This is a genomic window from Pseudomonas alliivorans (genome assembly GCF_017826695.1).
GTDB lineage: Bacteria > Pseudomonadota > Gammaproteobacteria > Pseudomonadales > Pseudomonadaceae > Aquipseudomonas > Aquipseudomonas alliivorans.
In genome coordinates, this window is sequence record NZ_JAFFZW010000002.1 from 474,245 (window position 1) to 495,427 (window position 21,183).

Annotated in this window: 19 protein-coding genes; 7 read left to right on the top strand and 12 right to left on the bottom strand. The window is 56.9% G+C overall.

Annotated features, from left to right (window positions below; translation table 11 throughout):
- Nucleotides 1-420: 420 nt before the first annotated feature.
- The gene (locus JTJ32_RS06685) at nt 421-924 is read right to left on the bottom strand and encodes a hypothetical protein (RefSeq protein WP_210041508.1); all 504 of its coding nucleotides are present in this window, start codon (nt 922-924) and stop codon (nt 421-423) included.
- 900 nt (nt 925-1,824) lie between these two features.
- On the opposite strand from JTJ32_RS06685, the gene JTJ32_RS06690 reads away from it, so the two are divergent.
- On the top strand, nt 1,825-2,130 hold the full coding sequence (locus JTJ32_RS06690; RefSeq protein WP_210041509.1) for a hypothetical protein: 306 nt from the start codon (nt 1,825-1,827) through the stop codon (nt 2,128-2,130).
- Nucleotides 2,131-2,137: 7 nt separating this feature from the next.
- On the opposite strand, the gene JTJ32_RS06695 is transcribed toward JTJ32_RS06690, so the two are convergent.
- Both JTJ32_RS06695 and JTJ32_RS06700 read right to left on the bottom strand, forming a co-directional pair.
- Nucleotides 2,138-2,542 (bottom strand): DUF2251 domain-containing protein, encoded by a 405-nt coding sequence (locus tag JTJ32_RS06695; protein WP_099227554.1) that lies wholly within the window; start codon nt 2,540-2,542, stop codon nt 2,138-2,140.
- Between the two features lie 223 nt (nt 2,543-2,765).
- Nucleotides 2,766-3,641 carry a LysR family transcriptional regulator gene (locus JTJ32_RS06700; protein ID WP_210041510.1) on the bottom strand — a complete coding sequence of 292 codons (876 nt, stop codon included), beginning with the start codon at nt 3,639-3,641 and terminating at the stop codon, nt 2,766-2,768.
- A 132-nt stretch (nt 3,642-3,773) separates the two neighbouring features.
- Between JTJ32_RS06700 and JTJ32_RS06705 the strand changes: the two genes are divergently transcribed.
- Nucleotides 3,774-4,643, top strand: coding sequence for an SDR family oxidoreductase (locus JTJ32_RS06705; protein ID WP_210041511.1), 870 nt, complete (start codon nt 3,774-3,776; stop codon nt 4,641-4,643).
- 59 nt (nt 4,644-4,702) lie between these two features.
- Here the strand turns inward: JTJ32_RS06705 and JTJ32_RS06710 are convergent, their stop codons facing one another.
- Nucleotides 4,703-5,752: a LacI family DNA-binding transcriptional regulator gene (locus JTJ32_RS06710; protein ID WP_184322697.1), complete on the bottom strand. Its 1,050-nt coding sequence runs from the start codon at nt 5,750-5,752 to the stop codon at nt 4,703-4,705.
- A gap of 146 nt (nt 5,753-5,898) precedes the next feature.
- Here JTJ32_RS06710 and JTJ32_RS06715 point away from each other — a divergent pair, with 146 nt between their 5' ends.
- Genes JTJ32_RS06715 through JTJ32_RS06725 form a run of 3 tightly spaced genes read left to right on the top strand, consistent with a single transcriptional unit; the run spans nt 5,899 to nt 8,986 of the window.
- Complete coding sequence (locus JTJ32_RS06715; RefSeq protein ID WP_210041512.1) at nt 5,899-6,819, top strand: TIM barrel protein; 921 nt, start codon at nt 5,899-5,901, stop codon at nt 6,817-6,819.
- A 13-nt stretch (nt 6,820-6,832) separates the two neighbouring features.
- A complete protein-coding gene (locus JTJ32_RS06720) occupies nt 6,833-8,002 on the top strand; it encodes a Gfo/Idh/MocA family protein (protein ID WP_184322695.1) in 1,170 nt (389 codons plus the stop codon).
- Between the two features lie 60 nt (nt 8,003-8,062).
- Nucleotides 8,063-8,986: a sugar phosphate isomerase/epimerase family protein gene (locus JTJ32_RS06725; protein ID WP_210041513.1), complete on the top strand. Its 924-nt coding sequence runs from the start codon at nt 8,063-8,065 to the stop codon at nt 8,984-8,986.
- 142 nt (nt 8,987-9,128) lie between these two features.
- On the opposite strand, the gene JTJ32_RS06730 is transcribed toward JTJ32_RS06725, so the two are convergent.
- The 6 genes from JTJ32_RS06730 to JTJ32_RS06755 all read right to left on the bottom strand — a co-directional run bounded on the left by JTJ32_RS06730 (nt 9,129) and on the right by JTJ32_RS06755 (nt 17,555).
- A complete protein-coding gene (locus JTJ32_RS06730; protein ID WP_210041515.1) occupies nt 9,129-10,148 on the bottom strand; it encodes a hypothetical protein in 1,020 nt (339 codons plus the stop codon).
- Nucleotides 10,149-10,565: 417 nt separating this feature from the next.
- On the bottom strand, nt 10,566-12,173 hold the full coding sequence (locus JTJ32_RS06735) for a hybrid sensor histidine kinase/response regulator (protein ID WP_184322692.1): 1,608 nt from the start codon (nt 12,171-12,173) through the stop codon (nt 10,566-10,568).
- A gap of 134 nt (nt 12,174-12,307) precedes the next feature.
- Entirely contained in the window at nt 12,308-14,062 is a 1,755-nt protein-coding gene (locus JTJ32_RS06740) for an ABC transporter ATP-binding protein (RefSeq protein WP_210041516.1), read from the bottom strand.
- Nucleotides 14,063-14,065: 3 nt separating this feature from the next.
- On the bottom strand, nt 14,066-15,211 hold the full coding sequence (locus tag JTJ32_RS06745) for a glycoside hydrolase family 1 protein (RefSeq protein WP_210041517.1): 1,146 nt from the start codon (nt 15,209-15,211) through the stop codon (nt 14,066-14,068).
- A gap of 2 nt (nt 15,212-15,213) precedes the next feature.
- Nucleotides 15,214-16,410 carry a UDP-galactopyranose mutase gene (gene glf / locus JTJ32_RS06750; RefSeq protein ID WP_184322689.1) on the bottom strand — a complete coding sequence of 399 codons (1,197 nt, stop codon included), beginning with the start codon at nt 16,408-16,410 and terminating at the stop codon, nt 15,214-15,216.
- Nucleotides 16,398-17,555, bottom strand: a complete 1,158-nt coding sequence (locus JTJ32_RS06755; RefSeq protein ID WP_210041518.1) for a glycosyltransferase family 1 protein — start codon at nt 17,553-17,555, stop codon at nt 16,398-16,400. Before JTJ32_RS06755 ends, glf begins: the two co-directional genes overlap by 13 nt.
- Nucleotides 17,556-17,963: 408 nt before the next feature.
- Here JTJ32_RS06755 and galE point away from each other — a divergent pair, with 408 nt between their 5' ends.
- Together galE and JTJ32_RS06765 are read left to right on the top strand one after the other, a co-directional pair.
- Nucleotides 17,964-18,992, top strand: coding sequence for a UDP-glucose 4-epimerase GalE (gene galE / locus JTJ32_RS06760; protein WP_210041519.1), 1,029 nt, complete (start codon nt 17,964-17,966; stop codon nt 18,990-18,992).
- Between the two features lie 104 nt (nt 18,993-19,096).
- Nucleotides 19,097-19,612, top strand: coding sequence for a ferritin-like domain-containing protein (locus JTJ32_RS06765; protein WP_099227568.1), 516 nt, complete (start codon nt 19,097-19,099; stop codon nt 19,610-19,612).
- 88 nt (nt 19,613-19,700) lie between these two features.
- On the opposite strand, the gene JTJ32_RS06770 is transcribed toward JTJ32_RS06765, so the two are convergent.
- Complete coding sequence (locus tag JTJ32_RS06770; protein ID WP_210041520.1) at nt 19,701-20,267, bottom strand: cupin; 567 nt, start codon at nt 20,265-20,267, stop codon at nt 19,701-19,703.
- 44 nt (nt 20,268-20,311) lie between these two features.
- On the bottom strand, nt 20,312-21,154 hold the full coding sequence (locus tag JTJ32_RS06775) for an OBAP family protein (RefSeq protein ID WP_210041521.1): 843 nt from the start codon (nt 21,152-21,154) through the stop codon (nt 20,312-20,314).
- Nucleotides 21,155-21,183: the final 29 nt, after the last annotated feature.

Consider the following 21,183-nt stretch of genomic DNA (forward strand, 5'->3'; position numbering starts at 1 on the left):
GCGCAACACCTTTGAATTGAGTGGTTCTGGCTCTGACTGATACTTCAGGTGAGCCAAGCAATTAAGCGGAGCGCGCAGGCGTGAAGATCGAAGCCCGCCAGGGTCAAGACGCACGCCTGGCGGGCGGCTTGATTCACGAGAGCTGGGCTTCAGCCACGCCCACCACGTGAGCGCATCACTCACCGCGGCTGGCTCAACCTCGCTCGAAAACTCAGTAACTCCCCTGTAGCGCGCACGATCAAACTCGGTTTCCGACTGACCAGCGCCGGCGGATCAGGGGAGGGCATGCTTACGGTTTCGTAACCGCACGACTCGATACCATCGCAGCGGTGAGCAATCGGATGTCGTCAGTCGCTCGGACAATATCCGGACTATTCGACGCCTGCGCTAAGTCGGCGAGGCTCTCCCTGATCGAGCACGTCATGCGCCAGAGCCCTTTGATGACCAGCGCGTCTGCCGGGTTTTCTTTGTAGAAAAGGCTTGAGGCAGGCAGCGGCCCCTGGGATCAATATTCAAGTAACTAAGGTAACGCTCGAATGCACGGCCGAACTCAGCCGGTAGAGGTGTCGGCTGGCCGGTCTTGTGGTGCGGCTCCTGCCACACACCTTGGCCATTTCTGGAAAATTGGTCGATACGTCCCGGTGATGATGGAGTACCCAGCACCTGCCACATAGGACGGATCGAGTGCCTCGCGACAACCAGGTACATCGTGATCACCTGGAGATCGTGCGTGCTGAGGTCGAGGCGCTGGAGCGCGCCCAGCATCCAGTTTATGGTTTCGTCTGAGAGGCTGGCCCGGGGTTTTGGCTCTCTGAATAAAAGCGTTTCGGGGACATGGTCGGCTACGTTTTCATGCGTGACCTGCACGTCCTTGAGGTAGAAATCCAAGAACTGCTTGACGCAGCGAATCTCGCGTTTCCACACGTTCTTATCAATTTTATCGGTTGAGTCTGCGCCACGATTGCTCTGAAAGAGCTTCCAATTGGGATTGATTGGCCAGTCCCGGAAGTCCTTGGCGGGCGTTCCGATGTAGCGGGTTTGCTTACCAAGTGCTTCCCAATCGGATGGTGGGTTTTGGATTAAAGCTGAGTACTCCTCGAAATCGGCGCGCGTTCAATCCAGTAAGCAGAGCCCATTCGCGAAGCTCCAGTTGAGCATTCGCTCCAAGCCTTGAATGCAAGAGTTGTACTGCAAGAGTTGTACTGCAAGTGCGGGGTCGCGGGATTCCAGTTGTGGGCGATCCAGTTGAGAAAACAGTCTGCGTACCAAGTACTGATAAAGGGCTGACTCGTAACGTCGAGTTCATTAAAGCGAGCCAGGGTCTGGAGGTTACTAGGGAAACTGGCTTCCCGATTGGGGTACCAGTGAGAATACGGAGGAAAGAGTGGGAATGGGATAAACGGACGCACCATCGACGAACCCGCGAGCTAAAATGTTTGGCTGGTACTCTTGCGTTTAGCAGACGTGTGCGACGCTAGCCAGTCAGTGGGTTGCTTCAGGGCTCAAAGGCGGGAAACGGTGATTAGTGAAAAGGCTATCTCAGGGGGGAACATGAGGATGAGAAGGCAAGCGGTTGATTTTCGGGGAAACGGGGTTTTCTGCAAAACCGACCGGGGATTGGTGGAATTGGACAACAGCAGCACCGCCAGTCAAAACAGATACAATTTAACATAATATACATTATGCGCCAGTACACATATCCCATAACGGCACTGGTACACCGCATTTCAAAAGCCACATCCATCGGCTCCATAACACACCTCAGTCGACACCAACTGCAAACCCCTCGACAATCGCCATCCGCACCATTTTCAAGGATGAATCATGAATCGCACTCTGGCGTTCGTTCTCGCCTGTATCAGTCTGCCTGTCTGGTCGGCCAGTCCGATTACTTTTGTGGCGAAGCCACTTGGTAAGCACATTCAAACCCTGAGCAACGCGTTCGCTTGTGAGGTCACCGCCGGGATGCCTGGCGCAAGCCGGTCACCTCAATGCAGCAACCAAACCAATCCAGCGCTCACGAATTCCCGAGAACTCGATAAAGCTGCGGACGTGAAAACGCTGCGCGAATGCATGAAGCCCAATAACCTGATCGATGAGGATGTGCGCAAATGCATGAAGGGTATTTAAGTCGTAATCACGCAAACAGCTGCAGCGCGGCATCGTCCCAGTCGTGCCCGGCGACTGACCAGCCGTTATCCGCTGGTGGCGGGAATCCGGTGCGGCAATAACCTTGTCTGGCCTGAAAATCGAATATTGCATGGGGATAATCGTTAATAAGCAGGACGGCTTTGGCGTGATCCAGAGACCAGCCAATCTTGATAGCTGAAGGTTTTGCGCGGTCAGTGACGTCTGCCACATTGTAAATGTGCAGCGCGTCCTGGATGGGATTGTCCTGTGAACCCGTGTCGATCGCATAGAAATAGCCGGTGTCCTCGTCATCTTCGAAGACTACGACGAAAGCGCCTTCTTGTGCCGGAGCTTCGACGACCAAAGCCTGTCCGACATTCAATTCGTGTTCACTTGCCAAATAGACAGGCATTCGCATACTCCTTAAGTGCTCGGACTTACTTGAAAGTGGTTTTGATATTCTGCATTTATACGCGTGCTGACCTCAATGCCCCTCAGACGCGTAAGCCACTTAGGCTTTCAGAAACAGAGAATTTTGCTCTATTCTCTCAGACATTAATATGCAAATTACTGATAACTAAACTAAAGAGTCATTTAGTTGAGTTATATTATTGGGCATCCAGTGTCAACCCGCCCTAACCCTCCAACACCAATGAAGCGTCCGGATATCTGGCACAGATAAAGTCGACAAACGCCCGCACCTTCGGCGCCGCAAGACGTCTTGATGTATGCAACACCCAAAGCTCAGCTTCGGCATCTGATGCAGAGCCCCATTGAACCAGTTCCCCGTTGGCCAGGTTATTCCACACGATGGATTGAGGAATGAGCGCCACCCCGCCGCCGGCTATGGCTGCATCGCGGATCATGAGAAACGAGGAAAATGTCAGTCGTGGAATGGGTTCCAGTTTCAGCGCCCCGCCGTCCAGGCTCCAGATAGTGGGTTGGAAATTGGAGGCGACGATACTCGCAACCTGGGTGATAGCGCTGGTTGAGGGCTTTGATATTCCAGGCGCAGCAACAGCGATGAGCCGATCCTTGGCAAAGCATCGCCCCACCAGGTTGCTGTCCGGACGAGGATTGACCCGGATGCATGCGTCGAACTGCTCTTCGACAGGATCAACCACACGGTCCTCGGCGACCACTTCCAGCTCAATCTCGGGATAAGCCGCGCAAAAAGCAGCTCCGATGCGTCCCATCGCCAGTTGCGAGAACAGAACCGGGGCCGCGATACGCATGCGCCCGCGAGGTATGGACACGCCCTCCTTCGCCGCTGTCATGGCTTCAGCCACCTCGGCCAGTGGCCCCTCGGCCCTGTTCAATAGCACTTGTCCGGCCTCGGTCAGCTTCAGGCCGCGGGCGCTACGCTCGATCAATCTGACACCCAACTGCTCTTCAAGCTCGGCGATCCGGCGCGATAGCGTCGCCTTTGATCGGCCACTTGCGCGACTTGCCTTTCCCAACCCCTGGTTGGTGGCAACGAGTGCGAAGTCGATAAGCGCGTTGAGGTTCATGGCGTTCCACTTTTGAGACGGAGTATCTACATAGTGGCGTCTTCGTTTTACCTGTGCAACGCAATATCGTGACTTCAACGCAGCGGAGTTGCCTGCTGCCCTCATCACGTATTCATTGCAGGAGATTCACCCATGAGTATTCTCGTCATCGGAGCCACAGGTACTGTCGGTTCACTCGTCGTCCAACGTCTGGCTGCTGCAGGCGCTGAAGTCAAAGCAATCGTCCGCCAACCTGGCAAGGCAAGCTTCCCGACTGGCGTCACCGAAGTCGTCGCAGATATGACCGACGTGCCTTCAATGCGCGCTGCATTATCTTCGGTACGAACGCTGTTTCTGCTCAACGCCGTTACGCCAGATGAGGTAACACAGGCGCTCATCACGCTGAATCTCGCACAAGAGAAAGGTATCAAACGCATCGTTTACCTGTCGGTCATCCACGCGGACAGGTTCACGAATGTTCCGCACTTCACCGGCAAACATACCGTCGAGCGCATGATAGAAACCCTCGACGTGGCTGCCACCATTCTGCGTCCGGCTTACTTCATGCAGAACGAAGGCATGGTCCAACAGACGATTCAGGATTATTCGGTGTACCCGATGCCGATCGGTCATGCGGGCGTCTCAATGATCGATGCACGTGACATCGCCGATATTGCAGTTGCGGAGTTGCTGCGACTGGACCGGGCACCCGCAACACTGGAGCGTCTGACGCTGGAGCTGGTAGGCCCGCAGGTTCTTACCGGCCCGTCAGTGGCGAAAATCTGGAGCTCCGCGCTGGGTCGCGAAGTGGTTTATGGCGGTGACGATGTCGCAGCTTTTGAAGCACAGATGGCTTCGTACATCCCGGCCTGGCTGGCTTACGACCTTCGTCTGATGATGTCGGGTATCCAGAAGTTCGGCATGCAGGCCGCCGACGGAACGGTTGATCGTTTGCAAGCCATCATCGGACGTCCTCTGCGTACTTACGAAAGCTTCGTGCGTGAGGCCACGGGTAGCATCTGATTCCGGTAAACAAATCAGGGGGCAGACATGCGTGTGCCCCCTTCCCTGCTTTGTAACGTTCAAACGCTTTCAACGACGTCCGTCTGTAACGACAATAAGACACGGCCGGGCTTGTTCGTGGCAACGACGGCATCGATCAGCATGTCCATGGAGCGCCTCGCGAGTGTTTCCACCGGATGAGACAACACAGCCTGCACCAGACCACTTTGCAGGGCGCTCCGGGTAAGGTCTGTCAAATCGTGACACACCACCGTCGGCAAGCGTGCCCGACGACTGCGCATTTCTTCCAGCGCACTGACCACCCCTTCGATACCGCCGCCCGCCACATAAAGACCGGCCAGGTCCGGACATGCCGTGAGCAGATCCAGCGTGTTGCCACGTGCGAACTCTTCATCCTCAAGCGTCAGACGCGAAGCCAGTAATTCCCAGTCGCCGGACGATTCGGCCATATAGCTCTGAAAGCTCAGCTCGCACAACTCCTGACACTGGAACCGCTGACTGCCGACCATGACGGCGACAGGACCGGGATGCTCAGCCAGTCGACTGACGAACCAGCCGGCAACACGCCCCATGCGGCGGCTGTCCACACCGACAAAGCCGGCACCGGCATGGCTTCCCAGCTCAGAAATCATGGCCAGAACCGGAATCCCGCTGAGGCGAAGCTCGGCAACGGCGTCCTGCACCTCGGTATGGTCGGCGGCCACGACACCCAAGGCATCGACGTCCTTGCCCAGGGCAAGAATGCGCTGAGCGACCACACGCGGATTGAGGTCGTCCAGGTAACCGATCATCACACGGACTCTCGCGTGTGGACTGACTGCTGCCGCATCCGCCAGTGCCTGTGCCAACCCCTGATAGAACGCCACCCCGCTCTTCTGCAACAGAAACCCCAGCCTCACCGCAGGACGGCTGTGCTGCAGCCGCTGCTCAATAACACTACGGGCGTGAAAGCCGAGACGTTGCGCGGCAGCCGAAATGCGCTGCGCCGTGTCGACCCGGACCGTAGCGCGCAGGTTGAGTACCCGGTCAACCGTTGACAGGCTGACTCCGGCTTCTCGAGCCACATCAGCCATCGTGGGACGACGTGGGTCGGAATCCTGGTCTGACATGAAATGAAAGTCCCTGACCTGTTGATGAAAGGTTTTGACAGTTTCCTCGCCCGGACTATAGCAGCGCTGTGAAGGACGACCTAGCATCCAGATGCAATAGATCACCTCCCCCGTGACACAACAATAACAACAGCCGGAGTGAGCCAATGGCCATCCATTTATCAACCGCCCCCTGCTGCTGGGGTGTAGACGATGTGAACAATCCCTACCTGCCCCCGTGGCATCAGGTGCTCAGCGAAGCTGCACAGGCTGGTTATCGGGGCATCGAGCTGGGCCCTTATGGCTACCTTCCGCTGAATGTCGAAGAACTCGGCGGTGCGCTGGCTGACAATGGTTTGCACCTGGTTGCGGGCACGATCTTTGACAATCTGGTGGATCCGGCAAATCTGCCTTCGCTTCTGAAACAGGCCAACGACATCTGTGCGCTGCTCAAGGCGTTGCGACCTGCCAGGCAACAGCAGGAGGCGCGCCTTCCCGAACCCTATCTGGTCATCATCGACTGGGGACACGAAGAACGCGACTACGCCGCCGGACACGCCAATAAGGCGCCGCGTCTGAGCGCTGCCGAATGGTCCGTCATGATGCTGCATATCCGCAAAATCGCAGACATCGCTAATAACTACGGCGTGCGAGCCGTGATTCATCCTCACGCCGGGGGCTACATCGAGTTCGCCGACGAGCTGGCGCAACTGGTGCAACACATCGACCCAGACGTGGCCGGGCTGTGCCTGGACACCGGGCATCTTTATTACGCCGGCATGGACCCGGCAGCCACGTTACGCCAATACGCGGCACGTCTCGATTATTTGCACTTCAAGGACATCGATCCGGTGGTGTTCGACCAGGTACTCGGCGAGCGCATCACCTTCTTCGCCGCGTGCGCCAAGGGCGTGATGTGCCCTATCGGGCGCGGCATCATCGACTATCCCGCGCTGCGCACGCTCATCCGTGAATTGGATTACCAAGGCTACATCACGGTCGAGCAGGAACGAGATCCACGTCATGTCGGCGGCAGCCTGGCAGATGTCACCGAGAGCCGAAGCTACCTGACCCGTTGCGGTTTCTGACAAGGAAAAGACCATGATCAATGGCAGCAAGCGTATTTCCCGCCCTGTTCGATGGGCGATGGTGGGTGGTGGAGCAAACAGCCAGATCGGTTACATCCACCGTTCGGCGGCCCTGCGTGACCAAAACTTCGCGCTGATTGCAGGAGCGTTCGATATCGACCCTGAGCGCGGTCGTGCTTTCGGCGAACAATTGGGGGTTGACCCCGAGCGCTGTTATTCAGACTACCTGCGGCTGATCGAGCAGGAAGCCCGACGCCCGGACGGCATCGAAGCCCTTTCCGTGGCCACACCCAATGGCACTCATTTCAGCATCACCAAAGCGGCGCTCGAAGCCGGGCTGCACGTGGTGTGTGAGAAACCGCTGTGCTTCACGCTGGAAGAAGCCGAGACGCTCAAGGAGATAGCCAAAGCCAACCAACGCATCGTCGGCGTGACTTACGGCTACGCGGGCCATCAATTGATCGAACAGGCCAGGCAGATGATCGCCGCAGGTGAGCTCGGCGAGATTCGCATGGTGCACATGCAGTTCGCACACGGTTTTCACAGCGCGCCGGTCGAGACGCAGAACGAGGCCACAAAGTGGCGAGTGGACCCCAGCGTTGCCGGACCAAGCTATGTACTGGGCGATGTGGGCACCCATCCGCTGTACATCGCCGAAGTCATGTTGCCTGAGCTGAAAATCAAACGGCTGCAGTGCAACCGACAGAGCTTCGTGAAAAGTCGGGCACCGCTTGAAGACAACGCCTACACGCTGATGGAGTACGAAGGTGGTGCCATGGGCTGGCTGTGGTCCAGTGCGGTCAACGCCGGGTCGATGCACGGCCAGAAGGTTCGGGTGATCGGCTCGAGGGCCAGCCTGGAATGGTGGGATGAACGTCCCAACCAACTCAGCTTCGAGGTGCAAGGCCAGCCTGCCCAGACACTGGAGCGCGGCATGGGGTATCTGCACCCGGACGCCCTGCTCGACGATCGTATCGGTGGCGGGCATCCGGAGGGGCTTTTCGAGGCCTGGTCCAACCTTTATTACCGTTTTGCCCTTGCCATGAATGCCACAGCCCGTGGCGATGCGGCGACGCTGCAATCATTGCGTTATCCCGGCATAGACGCAGGAGTCGAAGGCGTGCGCTGGGTTCAACGCTGCGTGGAATCGGCTGATCAGGGCGGCATATGGATTGATTACTGAGTCCCGGCCCCCACAAGGCCGGACAGATTTTGCTCAAGGTTCATCCACTGGAGAATGACAATGAAAATAGCCCTGGATCCCTATATGCACCGCCATCTCAGTCTGACCGAGGTGTGCCGCAAAGCCGCAGAGATGGGATACGAATACCTGGAACTGTCGCCCCGTGAGGATTTCCTGCCTTGGTGGGTGAGACCTCGGGCGCACAAGGAACGCATCGCCGAGTTCAAGAAAGCTCTGAAAGACCATGACTTGAAGGTTGCGTCTTTGCTGCCTATGTACCGTTGGGCAAGCCCCCACGAAGATGAACGTACGACGGCAGTCGACTACTGGAAGCAGGCCATTCAAGTGGCTGTGGAACTGGACTGCGACACCATGAACTCCGAATTCGGCCGTGGGCCGTCGCCCGAACGAGGGCATAAAACAAACTGCTGCGGCGGCAGCCATAGCCACGAATCCAGCGAAGCTGCGTGGTGGCGGTCTATGGAGGAACTGGTGCCTGAACTTGAAAGACAGGGCGTCAATCTGAATATCGAACCGCATCCCGAAGACTGGTGCGAAACCTTGCAGCCTGCGCTCGATATGCTGAAGAGTATCGGCTCCAGTCACGTCAGGTTCCTGTATTGCGCGCCGCACACCTTTTTCTTTGGCGACGACATGGCGAAGATGATTGCTCAAGCTGGCCCCATGATTGCGCATGTGCATGTTGCCGATACCTGGAACCACAAGGCCTCTTCAGGACTCCGCTATATCGTCAATCCGCCCGGCGCCAAAGTGACAGTGCATCAGCATATGGATATGTATCAGGGCGAGATAGATTGGGACGTCTTCTTCTCTTCACTGGCCAACGTCGGTTTCGACGGTATTGTCACCGCGTGCGTATTCGGCTGGGAAGAACGCGCCGATGAGTCCGGGACTTTCATGCGACGTGAAATTCAGAGTTACGTAGACAAGTATTGGCCAGAACAATCGATCAGTAGGAACTGATAATATTCAAGAGCCCCCTGGAGCGGCGAACAGCGTAGTAACTGTCTAACTTCTTATTGAACAGGCAGGTGCGTAAAGACAATAAAAAAAGGGGGACGATGATCGTCCCCCTTTTTTTCATCTGTTTAGCTCAATACCTGTATCAGACAGCGGCAACAACCTTGGCCGGTGGCTGAGTGCGACGACCCAGTACACCTGCACCGGCAGCGACCAGACCCGAGATCACCAGAGTAATCAGCAGAATCCATGCACCTTGCGATACGCGCTTGGCAGTTACTTCAGCCGCTTCACGTGCCTTCTGTTCAGCCTGAGCTTTCAGTTCCTGGTACTTGGCATACGCCTGACGATAGCTGGCCTGAGCCTGATCAACGATCTGGTTGGCTTCTGCGTCAGTCTTGATGCCACGCGCCTTAATCAGATTGACCAGCGCCTGACGGTCAGCGGCATCCCACGCCTGGTCGCCCTTGGCCTTGATGCGATCCATCAGACCACTCAATTGCTCATCGGCTTGCTGTGGGTTCTGCGCGCTGCGCTCAGCAGTATTCTGCGCATCCTGCTGGGTAGCCTGAGCTTCCTGCTTGATGGCATCCGGGTTCAGCTCGGCCTTGCCGGTCTGACGCATGGCGGTCTCGATTTCACCCTGGATATCGTCCAGATTGAAGTCGATGCCTTGCTCACGCAGTTGATCCTGAATCTTGCTACCCACAGCAGGAGCAACCTGAGCGATGCCGCTGCCCAGTGCCGACATGCCGCTGCCAGCCAGATTAAGGCCGCCACGGACCACACCTGTTACCGCGCTGGTCACCAGATAGATGGTAATCAGCGATACGCTCGCCCATACCAGCAGACCATGGAAAGCGCCTTCTCGCTGAGCCAGACGGCCAGCGGCCCAGCCACCGACAAACAACGAGATGACCGAACTGACTACTACCCATATGCCGGCACCGGTACCAATGCCGGACATCGGATTGGCTTCCTGCATGGGATCAATGGCGGCGGTGCCAATGGCAGTACCCAAAAGATTCAACAACAAGGAAACAACCATGGCCAGTACTACACCGGCCAGAATCGCGCTCCAGGAAATACGGTTGAGCAACGGTGCCATGGCATGAGTGTCTTGATAGACAGGTGCGCCCGGGGCGATACGGTCATCGCGAATCATAGTGGTAATCCTTCGAGTCAGTGGCAGAACACGCTAAGTTGTTTGGCTTACACTCCAATGACCCAAGGGCTGTTGGATAAGTTTAATGATTTCGACAACTTTTTTTGAAGAGCAAATGCTCTACGAAATCTGTTCAACCCTCAACGGAACGGAACGTCTCACCCATGTTCCAAACAACGCTGTTTTTTTGGGTGTATCTGAAAACTCTTTAATACTGTATCTATTTCAGGTCATCAGATGACTGTTGTTTCATAACAAAGTGCTTATATCAAACAGGTAGTTTATGACGTCTGAACTGCAAGAGGCTTCGCCGTATCCAATCAACTTCCACTGAAGGAATCCATCAGCGATCCGGATCAACGCGCATGAAAAAGCCCGATCGAAATCAGGCTTTTCGGGGCACAAGGCAATTATCGGTCAGGCAATACCATTCGGGCCGTCCAATACCTGCCTGACTTTCCTGGCCAGATCGTGAGGCATACAGGGCTTTGACACCACGTCGAACTCCGAGCCGCCGATATCGGTCCGCTCTATCGAGCTCTCGGCATAACCGGTGGTAAGCAGCACTTTGACTTTCGGATAGCGACGCTTGACCTCACGAGCAAGCATGACCCCGTTCATACCGCCCGGCATGATCAGGTCGGTGAACAGAAGATCGTACGTGCAGCCGGATTCGAACTTTTTCAGTGCTTCACGTGCGTTGAGCACGATATCTGAGGTGTACCCGTAGTCATCCAGCACCATCTTCGCCAGTTCGGCCACGTCCGGGCGATCTTCCACGATCAGAATACGCTCGCTGCTGCCCAGCCGCTGCCGCTGTTCCAACGCCTGAGGCGACTCACTGGCGATAGTGGCTTCATCGACCGGAAAGTAAAGGCGCAACGTGGTGCCCACGCCTTCTTCGGTGTAGATGCGTGCAGCGCCGCCTGATTGCTTGGCGAAGCCGTACACCATGGAGAGGCCCAGGCCTGAGCCCTTACCCTCCTCCTTGGTGGTAAAGAACGGGTCCATCACCCGGTCACGAATGCTCGCAGGCATGCCGATGCCGTTATCCGTCACGGCGATGCTTACGTAACGCCCCGGCAATAGTCCGTCATAAGACATGTTGGCCAGCTCATCGACCACCAGATTGCGCGTCTCGATGAAAATCTTGGGGTTTGGCCTGCCAATCAAGGCATCGCGCGAATTGATGAAAATGTTCAGCAGCGCGACTTCTGCCTGAGTCGGATCGATACGGCAGTTCTTCAGTGCGGGGTCAAGATCGGTCTCGATGGTCACTTCTGAACCAAAGGTTCGCTCGATCAGCGGCTCGGTGCTGGATATCAAACCATTGAGATTGAGCACACGACCATGCAGTTTCTGTTTCCGGGCAAACGCCAGTAACTGCTTGGTCAGCGTGCTCGCCCTTTCCACAGCCGATTTGGCGTGATGCACACTGCGCTGAACACGCGGTATGTCTATGGTCGGTTTCTCGGCCGCCGTACCGATCAGATCAATGTATCCACCCATGACCTGCAGCAGGTTATTGAAGTCATGCGCGATCCCGCCAGTCAGTTGACCGAGCGCTTCCATTTTCTGTGCCTGACGCAGGGCTTCTTCTGCGTCCCGGCGACGGCTGATGTCCAACTGTGAGGCGAAGAAATAGATCAGGTCGCCAGCGTCGTTGTACACCGGAGAAATGAACAACGCGTTCCAGAACGACGAACCGTCCTTGCGGTAGTTGAGAATCTCCGTGGAAATATCGTTGCGCTCATGAATAGCGTCGCGAATGGTCTTCACCACGGCGCGGTCGGTCTCCGGGCCTTGCAGGAACCGGCAGTTGGAACCGATGATTTCTTCAGAGGCATACCCGGTCATTTCCAGAAACGCCTTGTTGGCGAAGATGATCGGGTTATCTTCGCTGTTGGGGTCGGTCACGATCATCGGCATGCGTGTCGTTTCTACCGCTGCGAAGAAGATATCCTTTCCCTGATGGGAGATGTTACCGCTCGCCGTATTGTCGACACGGGTCTTGTTTTCCGACACGCCAGAACTCCCAGAATAATATCAGCGTGACTGCACGCACTCACCGCTTACGACTTCAACACCCTCGAAAGGGTTCTATGCCGTATTGAAAAAACAGAATTATATGCATATGGATAGGGCCGGGAGAACCTGATTCATTCGCCGACCAGCGTCTGAGCGACCCAGAGCGATTCATAGACACCGCCTTGTCTGCGCAGTTGCATGGGCGGTCCATCTTCAATGATCTTCCCTTCGTGCAGGACGATGACCCGGTCGAAATTGGCGACGGTGGACAGCCTGTGCGCCACCACCAGCACGGTTCTGCCGTGCATCAGCTTGGCCAGAGCCGCCTGGATCACGGCCTCGGAATGCGAGTCCAGTGCGGACGTCGCTTCGTCAAGAATCAGGATCGGTGCATTCTTGAGAAAGACCCGGGCAAGACCCAGTCGCTGACGCTGCCCACCTGACAGCTTTACGCCCCGCTCGCCCACCAGTGTGTCGTAACCTTCCGGTAGCGCGCGGATGAACTCGTCGCAATAAGCCTGTCGCGATGCCTGAATAACGTCTTCATGACGTGCATCGGGTAACCCGTAAGCGATGTTTTCGTAAATACTGCGGTTGAACAGCGTGGGTTCTTGCGGAACAACAGCAATCTGTTTCCTGAGACTGTCCTGGCTGACGGCTCTGATGTCGCGGTCATCCATCAGAATGACGCCGCTGCTGACATCGTCAAGACGTTGTAACAGACTCAGTAACGTCGACTTTCCCGCGCCCGAAGAGCCAACGATACCGACATGCTGCCCGGCGGGAATATCCAGATTCAAGTGCTCGAATATACGGCGTCCTTCCGGATAGCGGTACGACACATCAATAATCCGGATTGCTCCCCGACTGGGTTTCAACTCGGCCTTGGCATCACTCAAGGTATAAGGCTGAATGATGATGCGCAGCGTATCGGCAATCACGCCCAGTTGCTGTGAAGTGTCGACCAGTGCCAGCGCCAGGTCTCGCGAGCCGTGCAGTATGCGGAACGTCAGCGCGCTGACCAGCACCACGTCACCCGCCGTGACCGCACTGTCGCGCCACAGCAGAATGGCCCATCCCAGCATTCCACCCGCCATGACCGACAGGCAGATATCGTGCAGCACCCGGGCTTTTTCCAGATAAATCCAACTGCGTCGTTGCGCGCGCGCCTCGATGCCGATGGACGCCTCAAGCCGCTGGCGTTCGCGCTCCCGGGCGGAGAATGCTTTGATGGTCCAGATGTTGGAGACCAGATCCACCATCTCGCCACCAACCCTGGCGGACTGCGCGGCAAAATCGATATGTTTCGAGCGACCGCGTACTCCGACCACGGTGATCAACGCTGCGACCAGAAGAACACATAGAATCAACACGTTCGCCATCGCCACCTTGACCGTGTACAGCACAACCACCGCCCCTAGAAAGTCGACGCAAGGTGGGATGATCTTCCAGGCCAGACCGCCATAGATCGAACCGGCAGCAGCACCGGCCGATGAGATGCGATTGGCCAGCGATCCCGAGAAGTGCTGTGAGAAATAGCGCATCGGGTGACCGGTCAGGTGGTTGAACAGGTCCACCCGCAGGTCGGCGCAACTGGCGACCACCGTACTGCAACCCAGCCAGCCACCCAGTCGCCAGAACAGGTTTTCGACCACGATCAGTCCGAGGAACAGAAAAAACGGTAACCAGATGTGCTCGCTTCTGCGGTCGCCCAAGGTCATCACATCGACCAGCATCTTCATGCCGTACTGAACAGCCACCGCACAACTGGCCGCGCCTACGATCAACAAAAGCATGGCGCCGAAATGCCAGGGTCGCAGAAACACGTAGCGGGTCAAAAAGGGTACGGCACGTTCCGGCAGAGGTGTCGCAGCGCTTTTTCGCATGCTTCATCGGCCTCTTTCAGCATTCAGAACCGACGAGTGCGGGGTCTTGAACATCTTATCCGCTTCACGAATCGCCACTTGCAACGGATGAAATGCAGCACGCTGACCCTGGCCGTCGGCGTAGCCCAGCAGACCGGCCGGGCAATATCGTCCATCATCCCAGCCGGGATAATCCAGGATCGGATACCAGCAGATGCCTTCCACGGGTACACCGGCCTGCACGGCTTTTTTGACCTGATCGGTGACGTAACGAAACCAGGGCACACGCTGCTCATCCTCGGCGCCCGTTTCCGACACCAGAATGGGTCTGCCATAGCGGACGAACAGCTCACGGAGCATGCCGCTGAACGGTCGGTACTCCGGCTCGCCGCGCATCACACGCCGACCGTTGAATATCCATTGGTTATGCGGATAGAAATTGGCGCCCAGCACGTCCAGGTACTCGGGCCGCCCTCCCAACCCCGGCCATTGGCGTCCGCTCAACAGATCCCAGGCTTCGAACTGCGCCTGCCGGTAATTCTCGGCGGCCTCGATCTCGTCATTGCGTCGCGTGGCTGGCATAACGTGAATCAGCGGGTCGGCCTGTATAAACCGGGCGCCAGGCGCCACGCCTCGTATGGCTTCAATCGCTGCGATGCTTGCCCTGACCAACTGATGCTTGAGTTCCATGCCCCGGTGTTCCGCGCCAGGATTGAGATACCCCACATCGCCCCCCGCCCAGCTCCAGAACGAAATCTCGTTGATCGGCGAATAAAACGGCATGGCGTCGCCTTCGTCCTTGATCACCTGTGCGGCAGCAGTCGCAAAGCGCGCAAAACGCTCCACGAACTGCGGCTGCCAGATGTCCACATCGTCAGGATAACCGTAATGGCAAAGGTCCCAGATCACCTGGGTACCTTGAGCACGCGCAGCCCGCAGCATGGGCAGCAGACTGCCCCAGTCATAGACGCCCGGACGCGTTTCGATCAGGTGCCAGCGCAGCCCACTGCGCACCGTGCGTATGGCACAGTTCTCCATGGCCGCGAAATCCTTGCCAGGCCATTGGGCATGCCCTGTGGAATACAGCAGGTCGAGGCGTTTGCCATCGCGACGCCGGTGAGTCGAACACTCGAATCCGCCCATAAAAAAGCTTTTGAACAAACCTGGCATGCTCAATTCCCCGCTGGCTGCTCGTTTAACAGCCGCGGTTTCAGCTCTGGCGCGGCAGGTGCATGCACTTCGGCAAGACGCTGATACAAGGCCAGCGCCTGTCCCACCACCTGATCCATGTTGTAGTACTTATAAGTGCCCAGCCTTCCAAGAAACGTAACGTCGTCAGACTGATCGGCCAGGGCCTTGTAGCGTTTGTACAGCTCGTTGTTCTCCTGACGTGGTATCGGATAGTAGGGATCGCCCTCCGCAGTCGGAAACTCATAGGTCACGCTGGTTTTCGGATGCTGCTGCCCTGTCAGGTGTTTGTATTCGGTGATGCGGGTGTACGGGACTTTTTCATCCGGGTAATTGACCACCGCGACGGGCTGAAACTGAGCCTGATCAACCGTTTCGTGCTCGAAGCGCAATGAGCGATAGGGCAAGCGTCCGTAGCAGTGGCCGAAATATTCATCAATGGGACCGCAGTACACCAGATGCCGATAAGACAATGCTTCGCGCACCTCGGCGAAATCGACGCCCAGCACAAGGTCGATCCGTTCGTGATCCAGCATGCGCTCGAACATTTTCGTATAGCCGTGCAGCGGCATCTTCTGAAAGCTGTCGGTGAAATAGCGACTGTCGGTCGTGGTGCGCGTCGGCACCCTTGACGTCACCGACTTGTCCAGCTGCGAAGGGTCCAGGCCCCATTGCTTGCGCGTATAGCCCCTGAAAAATTTCTCGTACAGCTCTCGTCCGATCTGATTGATCACCACATCTTCGGAGGTCCTGATCATGCCCACCGGCTCAGCGCGTTCGGCCAGAAACGCTTCGGCCTGCTGTTCATCCATCTGCAGGTCATACAGCGTATTCAATGTATCCAGGTTGATGGGAATGGGTACAAGCCTGCCATCGACCCGCGCCAGGACCCTGTGCTCGTAGCTGTACCATTCAGTGAACTGCGAGAGGTAGCTCACGATGCGTTCGGCGTTGGTATGAAAGATATGCGGACCGTAGCGATGCACGAGCACGCCCGCGCTGTCCAGATGGTCGTACGCATTGCCGGCAATATGGGGGCGACGATCAATCAACAGCACGCGCTTGCCCAGACCTGCGGCCAGTCTCTCGGCCAGCACACTGCCGGCAAAGCCGGCACCGACGATCATGAAATCGTAAGGCTGCGAAACGTTGATGGCAGACTCGAGCGTTATTTCAGGCATTGGATCTGCTCCTGCATGGCTGCACAGGTCTTGTCCCAGGATTTGTCCGCAAGCACGGCGTCGGCACGGTCATAAAACTCACTGGACTTGCCGCGTCCGAGTGCACGTTCGATCGCATCGCAAAACTGCAAGGCATCAGCAGCAATGGTCACCACGCCGCTTTCTCCATAAGTACTGACCACATCGGTGACAGGTGTCGACACCACCGGGCAGCCGCCCGCCAGGTATTCCGGGGTTTTGGTCGGACTGATGAAGCGCGTGGACTCGTTGATCGCGAAGGGCATCAAGGCCACGTCCCAGCCGGACAGGTAGGCTGGCAGCTCGTCATAGGATTTGCCGCCCAGGTAATGAATGTTCGGCCATTGAGGCAGACTGTCCGGATCAATCTTGACCACAGGGCCGATCAACACGAACTGCCATTGAGGCTGAGCACTGGCTACCTGACGAATCAGCTCGACGTCGAACCGCTCGTCGATCACGCCAAAGAACCCCAGACGCGGACCCGGAATGTCCTGCTGATCAGGCGGGTCGCTCAAGCCACGCCGCGCGGTCGCAAAATGCTCGATGTCCACGCTGCTGGGCATGGAGTGCACGTTGTTGTGCCGTTCCTTCTTGGCCTTCCAAAGGCTGTATCCCCCCGTAAAAACCACGTCCGCACGTTCCAGCAGGTATTGCTCCATGTCGATCAACTCGGGCGGCGCGCCTTTGAATGCCGACAGTTCGTCCATGCAATCGTAGATCGTTGCCTGCGGCCAGAGATGGTCAGTGAACGCCAGGCTCATTGGCGTGAAATACCACAGGAACAACTCGCTCGATGGATGCTGTTCCAGCCAACGATCAAGCAATTCACGTTGCGTGCGAATCACCTGTTCAGGCGGCAGATCACCAGACAAATGTGGCACCAGCACGGTTACGCCAGAGGCCTGCGGCAGGGCTTCAAGCCAATTGCCGGGGGAATCCGCGAAGACCGGCTCTTCAAAGAAAAGCACGTCATAGTCCCTGACCATTCGAGACATGATGTGTTGAGGACGCTGGTAGACAAACCCCCACCTCAGATGGGAGAGACAGAGTAGAACAGGGCGTGTGTCGTGTCTGGCTTGCGATGCGGTCGACAGGTCTGAATGAATCGCTTCTGCACGGTTCATGAAGTTTCCCTTCTTGTAAAAAAGTGCCCGGACGAATCTGAAGGGCGCCTTTGAGGGCTGAACTTCGACTGCATTCATTAATGAAAGCTAGGCGGCAATGCGCGTTGAGCCCGATGAAGACTCTGCTGTTGCCACCCTTACTGAATGTATTGAGAGCGTTGAGACCCACCCGTTCATTTCTCCCGATGAACTGCACGCGCCACTGGGAAAAGTTCGTTGAACTCGTGGGCAGGGAAATTTCCCTAGTCATAAGCGAATGCTTTTTTGGTACCCGCAGTGCGTCACTGAGCTGTTGGGTCGATGGGGTCCTGATTTTCGCTCGCAAACACACCGTACGCCCTGATCCCAGGGGACGGAGTCGTCAGCCCGCCTCTCCCCGAGGCCGCGAAAAGCAAAGGAAGGACAACCATGATCCTAGTGACCGGTGGTGCGGGATACATTGGCGCTCATATCGTGCTGGCGCTGCTTGAGCACGGCAATGAAGTGCTGGTGCTGGACAACCTGTGCAACAGCTCGCGAGAAACGCTTGATCGAGTGGCAAACATCACCGGCAGACATTTTGACTTCATTCCTGGAGACGTTCGCAGCAAGGCCACTCTGCATGCCCTGTTCGCTGAATACCCCATAGACGCTGTCGTGCACTGTGCAGGCCTCAAGGCTGTAGGCGAAAGCGTGCGTGAACCACTGCGCTATTTCGAGACCAATGTCAGTGGCAGCGTCAATCTCTGCCAGGCGATGGCCGAGGCTGGCGTCTTCAACCTGCTGTTCAGCTCATCGGCTACCGTGTATGGAGAAGCTGTCCGCATGCCGCTGGATGAAACCTGCGCATTGGGCCTGCCGACCAATCCTTACGGCCATTCCAAACTCATGGCCGAACACGTGATGAAGAGCGCCGCCAGTTCGGACCCGCGCTGGGCCATCGGCCTGTTGCGCTACTTCAACCCCATCGGCGCGCATCCATCGGGAATGCTGGGTGAATCGCCACGCAACACGCCCAACAATCTGTTGCCGTTCCTGTTACAGGTCGCCAATCGGCAGCGCCCTGCCCTGCATGTGTTCGGCAGCGACTACCCGACGCCTGATGGCACCGGCGTACGGGATTACCTGCACGTAATGGACCTGGCCGAGGGTCATTTGAAAGCGCTGGCCCGGATAGGCAATCAGCGCGGCGTTTCCATCTGGAATCTGGGCACCGGTCGAGGCTATTCGGTGCTTGAAGTGGTGAAAACGTTCGAACGGATCTCGGGGGTGAAGGTGCCGCTTGTCTTCGAGCCCCGTCGTGCAGGTGACGTGGCCGAGTGCTGGTCAGATCCGGGCAAGGCACGGCGTGAACTGGGCTGGCAGGCCCGACATGACCTTGACGCCATGTTGACCGATGCGTGGCGCTGGCAATGCATGAACCCTCAAGGGCTGGAACTCGAGGTTTTGGTGGGCTGATACCTGCTCCCTGGCCATTCGTCACCCTGCCGGACAAACCTGGGAACCGGTTCAACGCAGCATTTTTCTACCTTTTGCCACTCACTCAGAAGAGGTCAAGCACCATGAGCACAACTACCAGACAGGACAACCTTATCGACTGGCTTCGCGACGCACACGCAATGGAGCAACAAGCGGAAAAAATGCTGATGGCCCAGGCGGAAAGACTGGAACACTATCCCGTACTCAAAAAAAGGATTGAAAAACACATTGAAGAAACGCGGGGCCAACAGCAGAAAGTCGAAGCATGCCTCACGCGTCTGGACAGCAGTCCGTCGACCATCAAGGACATCGGCGGAAAGCTGATGGCAATCGGACAGGGACTGGGCGGCATGCTGATGTCCGATGAAGTCGTTAAAGGCGCCATGAGTGGCTATGTGTTCGAGAACATCGAAATCGCCACCTACACAGTGCTTATCGAGGCCGCAGAGGCAGCTGGCGAACCTCAGATCCGCAAAGACTGCGAGCAGATCCTGAAGCAGGAAATCGCCATGGCGGACTGGCTGCGGGAGCACTTGCCTGAAATTACCAGAGCGTTCCTGAGTCGCTCGGAATCGCCGAACGTGGAGGCCAAGCGCTGATAACGATCCCCTGAAGAGCAGACAGTGGTCGGGCGCGTATCAGGGTAGTTGCCGCTCGACGATCCCGCTGTCATTGATTCGGCGAGGGTCAGCTTCCGTCGTGCTCGTCATCAATCCAGGTATGGATCAGTGATCCGCCCTGCCCTGTGACCGGATCGGTGGTCGGCGTGCTCACTCTGGCAATTCGAGCGACCGACTGTTCGTACACAGCAGGATCGACGCGTTGAATGTCATAGTCTTCCTGGCCTCGGGGATAGGCACCTACGACCAGAAAGTCCTCACTTTGCTCAAGGCAGCAATGACCGGTCCCGGCTGGAAGGATCAGCACATGGCCCGTCTTGACGCGGTGATCGCTGCCACGTTCACCCCCCAGCCGCAGTGTGGCCTGCCCACTGGCAACGCCCAGCACCTCATGGGCCGTGGAATGGTAATGGTGGTAGTCGAATACGCCATCCCGCCAGAGTGGCGACCATTCGTTGTTTGCGAACAGACGCTCGAAAGCTGTCGCCACATCCCTGTCCGGGTCAACGGCAAGTTCATAAACAAGCACCGGAAACCGGCTGTTGGGCGTGGCGCCGTCCCTTTCGAAGAACAGGGCATGGGGCACCAGCAGTGAAAGCTCCTGGTTCGCAAACTCTTCACTCAAGGTATTCATGCAGTAACTCCTTGTCCAAATGCACCCGCGCGGGTGCTTCCCACTCAAGGTGCGGATGACCGGCTATTGGTACCTTTATCCTGCGTCCCCGGTGCCGGGTGATGGGACGCCGTGCCGCTCGGATCAGGCAACTGGATGACCTTGCCGTTCATCCAGGCATCTGCACCGGGAAGTACCGGCTCAGGCTTGATGTCCTTTCGCGATTCGCGCTCGGCAACGCTGTCCCTTCCCATGCGCTCGTCACGCGCCTTGACCATCTGCGAGTCGGCCTGTCCGTCGCGAGTAAAACCCATCATCAACTGAGGCACGCCCAAAGGCAGCGACTTGTCCTTGTCGGTGTGCCATGTGTGCCAGGTCTTGCCATAGGTATTGACCAGTTTATTCATGAGCGCGTGTTCGGCAGGCCCCGGAATGCCAGGCGCGATCAACTGACCCGACGTCACTTCATGGGAATGACTGTGCCAATACGCTTTTTCTTCAGTTGGCAGACCGTCGAACAATTTGGCGCTGATGATGTACTCCACGCCCATCAAATGCGCATCCTTGACGTTGCCGTCGTAAATCACGCACTGGATGACCTCCTCGTTGAGAATCGAGCAGTAATGGTGAGCCTCCATCTGCGACTCAATCGTGCCGCTGTAGAAATGAAAGCCATCCAGGTAGGTGTTCAGTGCATCGAGTGGCGGGTGCGATTGAAGCACCGCTGCTCCGGTTTCAAGCACAGCAGTCGAGGCCTTTTTGTCAGCCCCCGGAGACGAGACCGGCGGGTGTGTATCGGCAGCGTTGCAGGCCGAGAGCGCTGCCAGCGTTGCCAACAGAGCAATACGTTTGCCTGCCTCCAAATGGTTCAGATTACGCAGGCGGCGACAGGTCGTTGAGAAAGTCACAAGTGTGTCCTTTGAACATGGTGGTTGAA

Coding starts and splice junctions, on each gene's coding strand:
- JTJ32_RS06700 (WP_210041510.1), bottom strand. CDS start 3,641: ATGAACCTCAACGCGCTTATCGACTTCGCACTCGTTGCCACCAACCAG.
- glf (WP_184322689.1), bottom strand. CDS start 16,410: ATGCCTGAAATAACGCTCGAGTCTGCCATCAACGTTTCGCAGCCTTAC.
- JTJ32_RS06715 (WP_210041512.1), top strand. CDS start 5,899: ATGGCCATCCATTTATCAACCGCCCCCTGCTGCTGGGGTGTAGACGAT.
- JTJ32_RS06770 (WP_210041520.1), bottom strand. CDS start 20,267: ATGAATACCTTGAGTGAAGAGTTTGCGAACCAGGAGCTTTCACTGCTG.
- JTJ32_RS06690 (WP_210041509.1), top strand. CDS start 1,825: ATGAATCGCACTCTGGCGTTCGTTCTCGCCTGTATCAGTCTGCCTGTC.
- JTJ32_RS06765 (WP_099227568.1), top strand. CDS start 19,097: ATGAGCACAACTACCAGACAGGACAACCTTATCGACTGGCTTCGCGAC.
- JTJ32_RS06745 (WP_210041517.1), bottom strand. CDS start 15,211: ATGCCAGGTTTGTTCAAAAGCTTTTTTATGGGCGGATTCGAGTGTTCG.
- JTJ32_RS06720 (WP_184322695.1), top strand. CDS start 6,833: ATGATCAATGGCAGCAAGCGTATTTCCCGCCCTGTTCGATGGGCGATG.
- JTJ32_RS06725 (WP_210041513.1), top strand. CDS start 8,063: ATGAAAATAGCCCTGGATCCCTATATGCACCGCCATCTCAGTCTGACC.
- JTJ32_RS06755 (WP_210041518.1), bottom strand. CDS start 17,555: ATGAACCGTGCAGAAGCGATTCATTCAGACCTGTCGACCGCATCGCAA.
- JTJ32_RS06710 (WP_184322697.1), bottom strand. CDS start 5,752: ATGTCAGACCAGGATTCCGACCCACGTCGTCCCACGATGGCTGATGTG.
- JTJ32_RS06695 (WP_099227554.1), bottom strand. CDS start 2,542: ATGCCTGTCTATTTGGCAAGTGAACACGAATTGAATGTCGGACAGGCT.
- JTJ32_RS06740 (WP_210041516.1), bottom strand. CDS start 14,062: ATGCGAAAAAGCGCTGCGACACCTCTGCCGGAACGTGCCGTACCCTTT.
- JTJ32_RS06705 (WP_210041511.1), top strand. CDS start 3,774: ATGAGTATTCTCGTCATCGGAGCCACAGGTACTGTCGGTTCACTCGTC.
- JTJ32_RS06730 (WP_210041515.1), bottom strand. CDS start 10,148: ATGATTCGCGATGACCGTATCGCCCCGGGCGCACCTGTCTATCAAGAC.
- galE (WP_210041519.1), top strand. CDS start 17,964: ATGATCCTAGTGACCGGTGGTGCGGGATACATTGGCGCTCATATCGTG.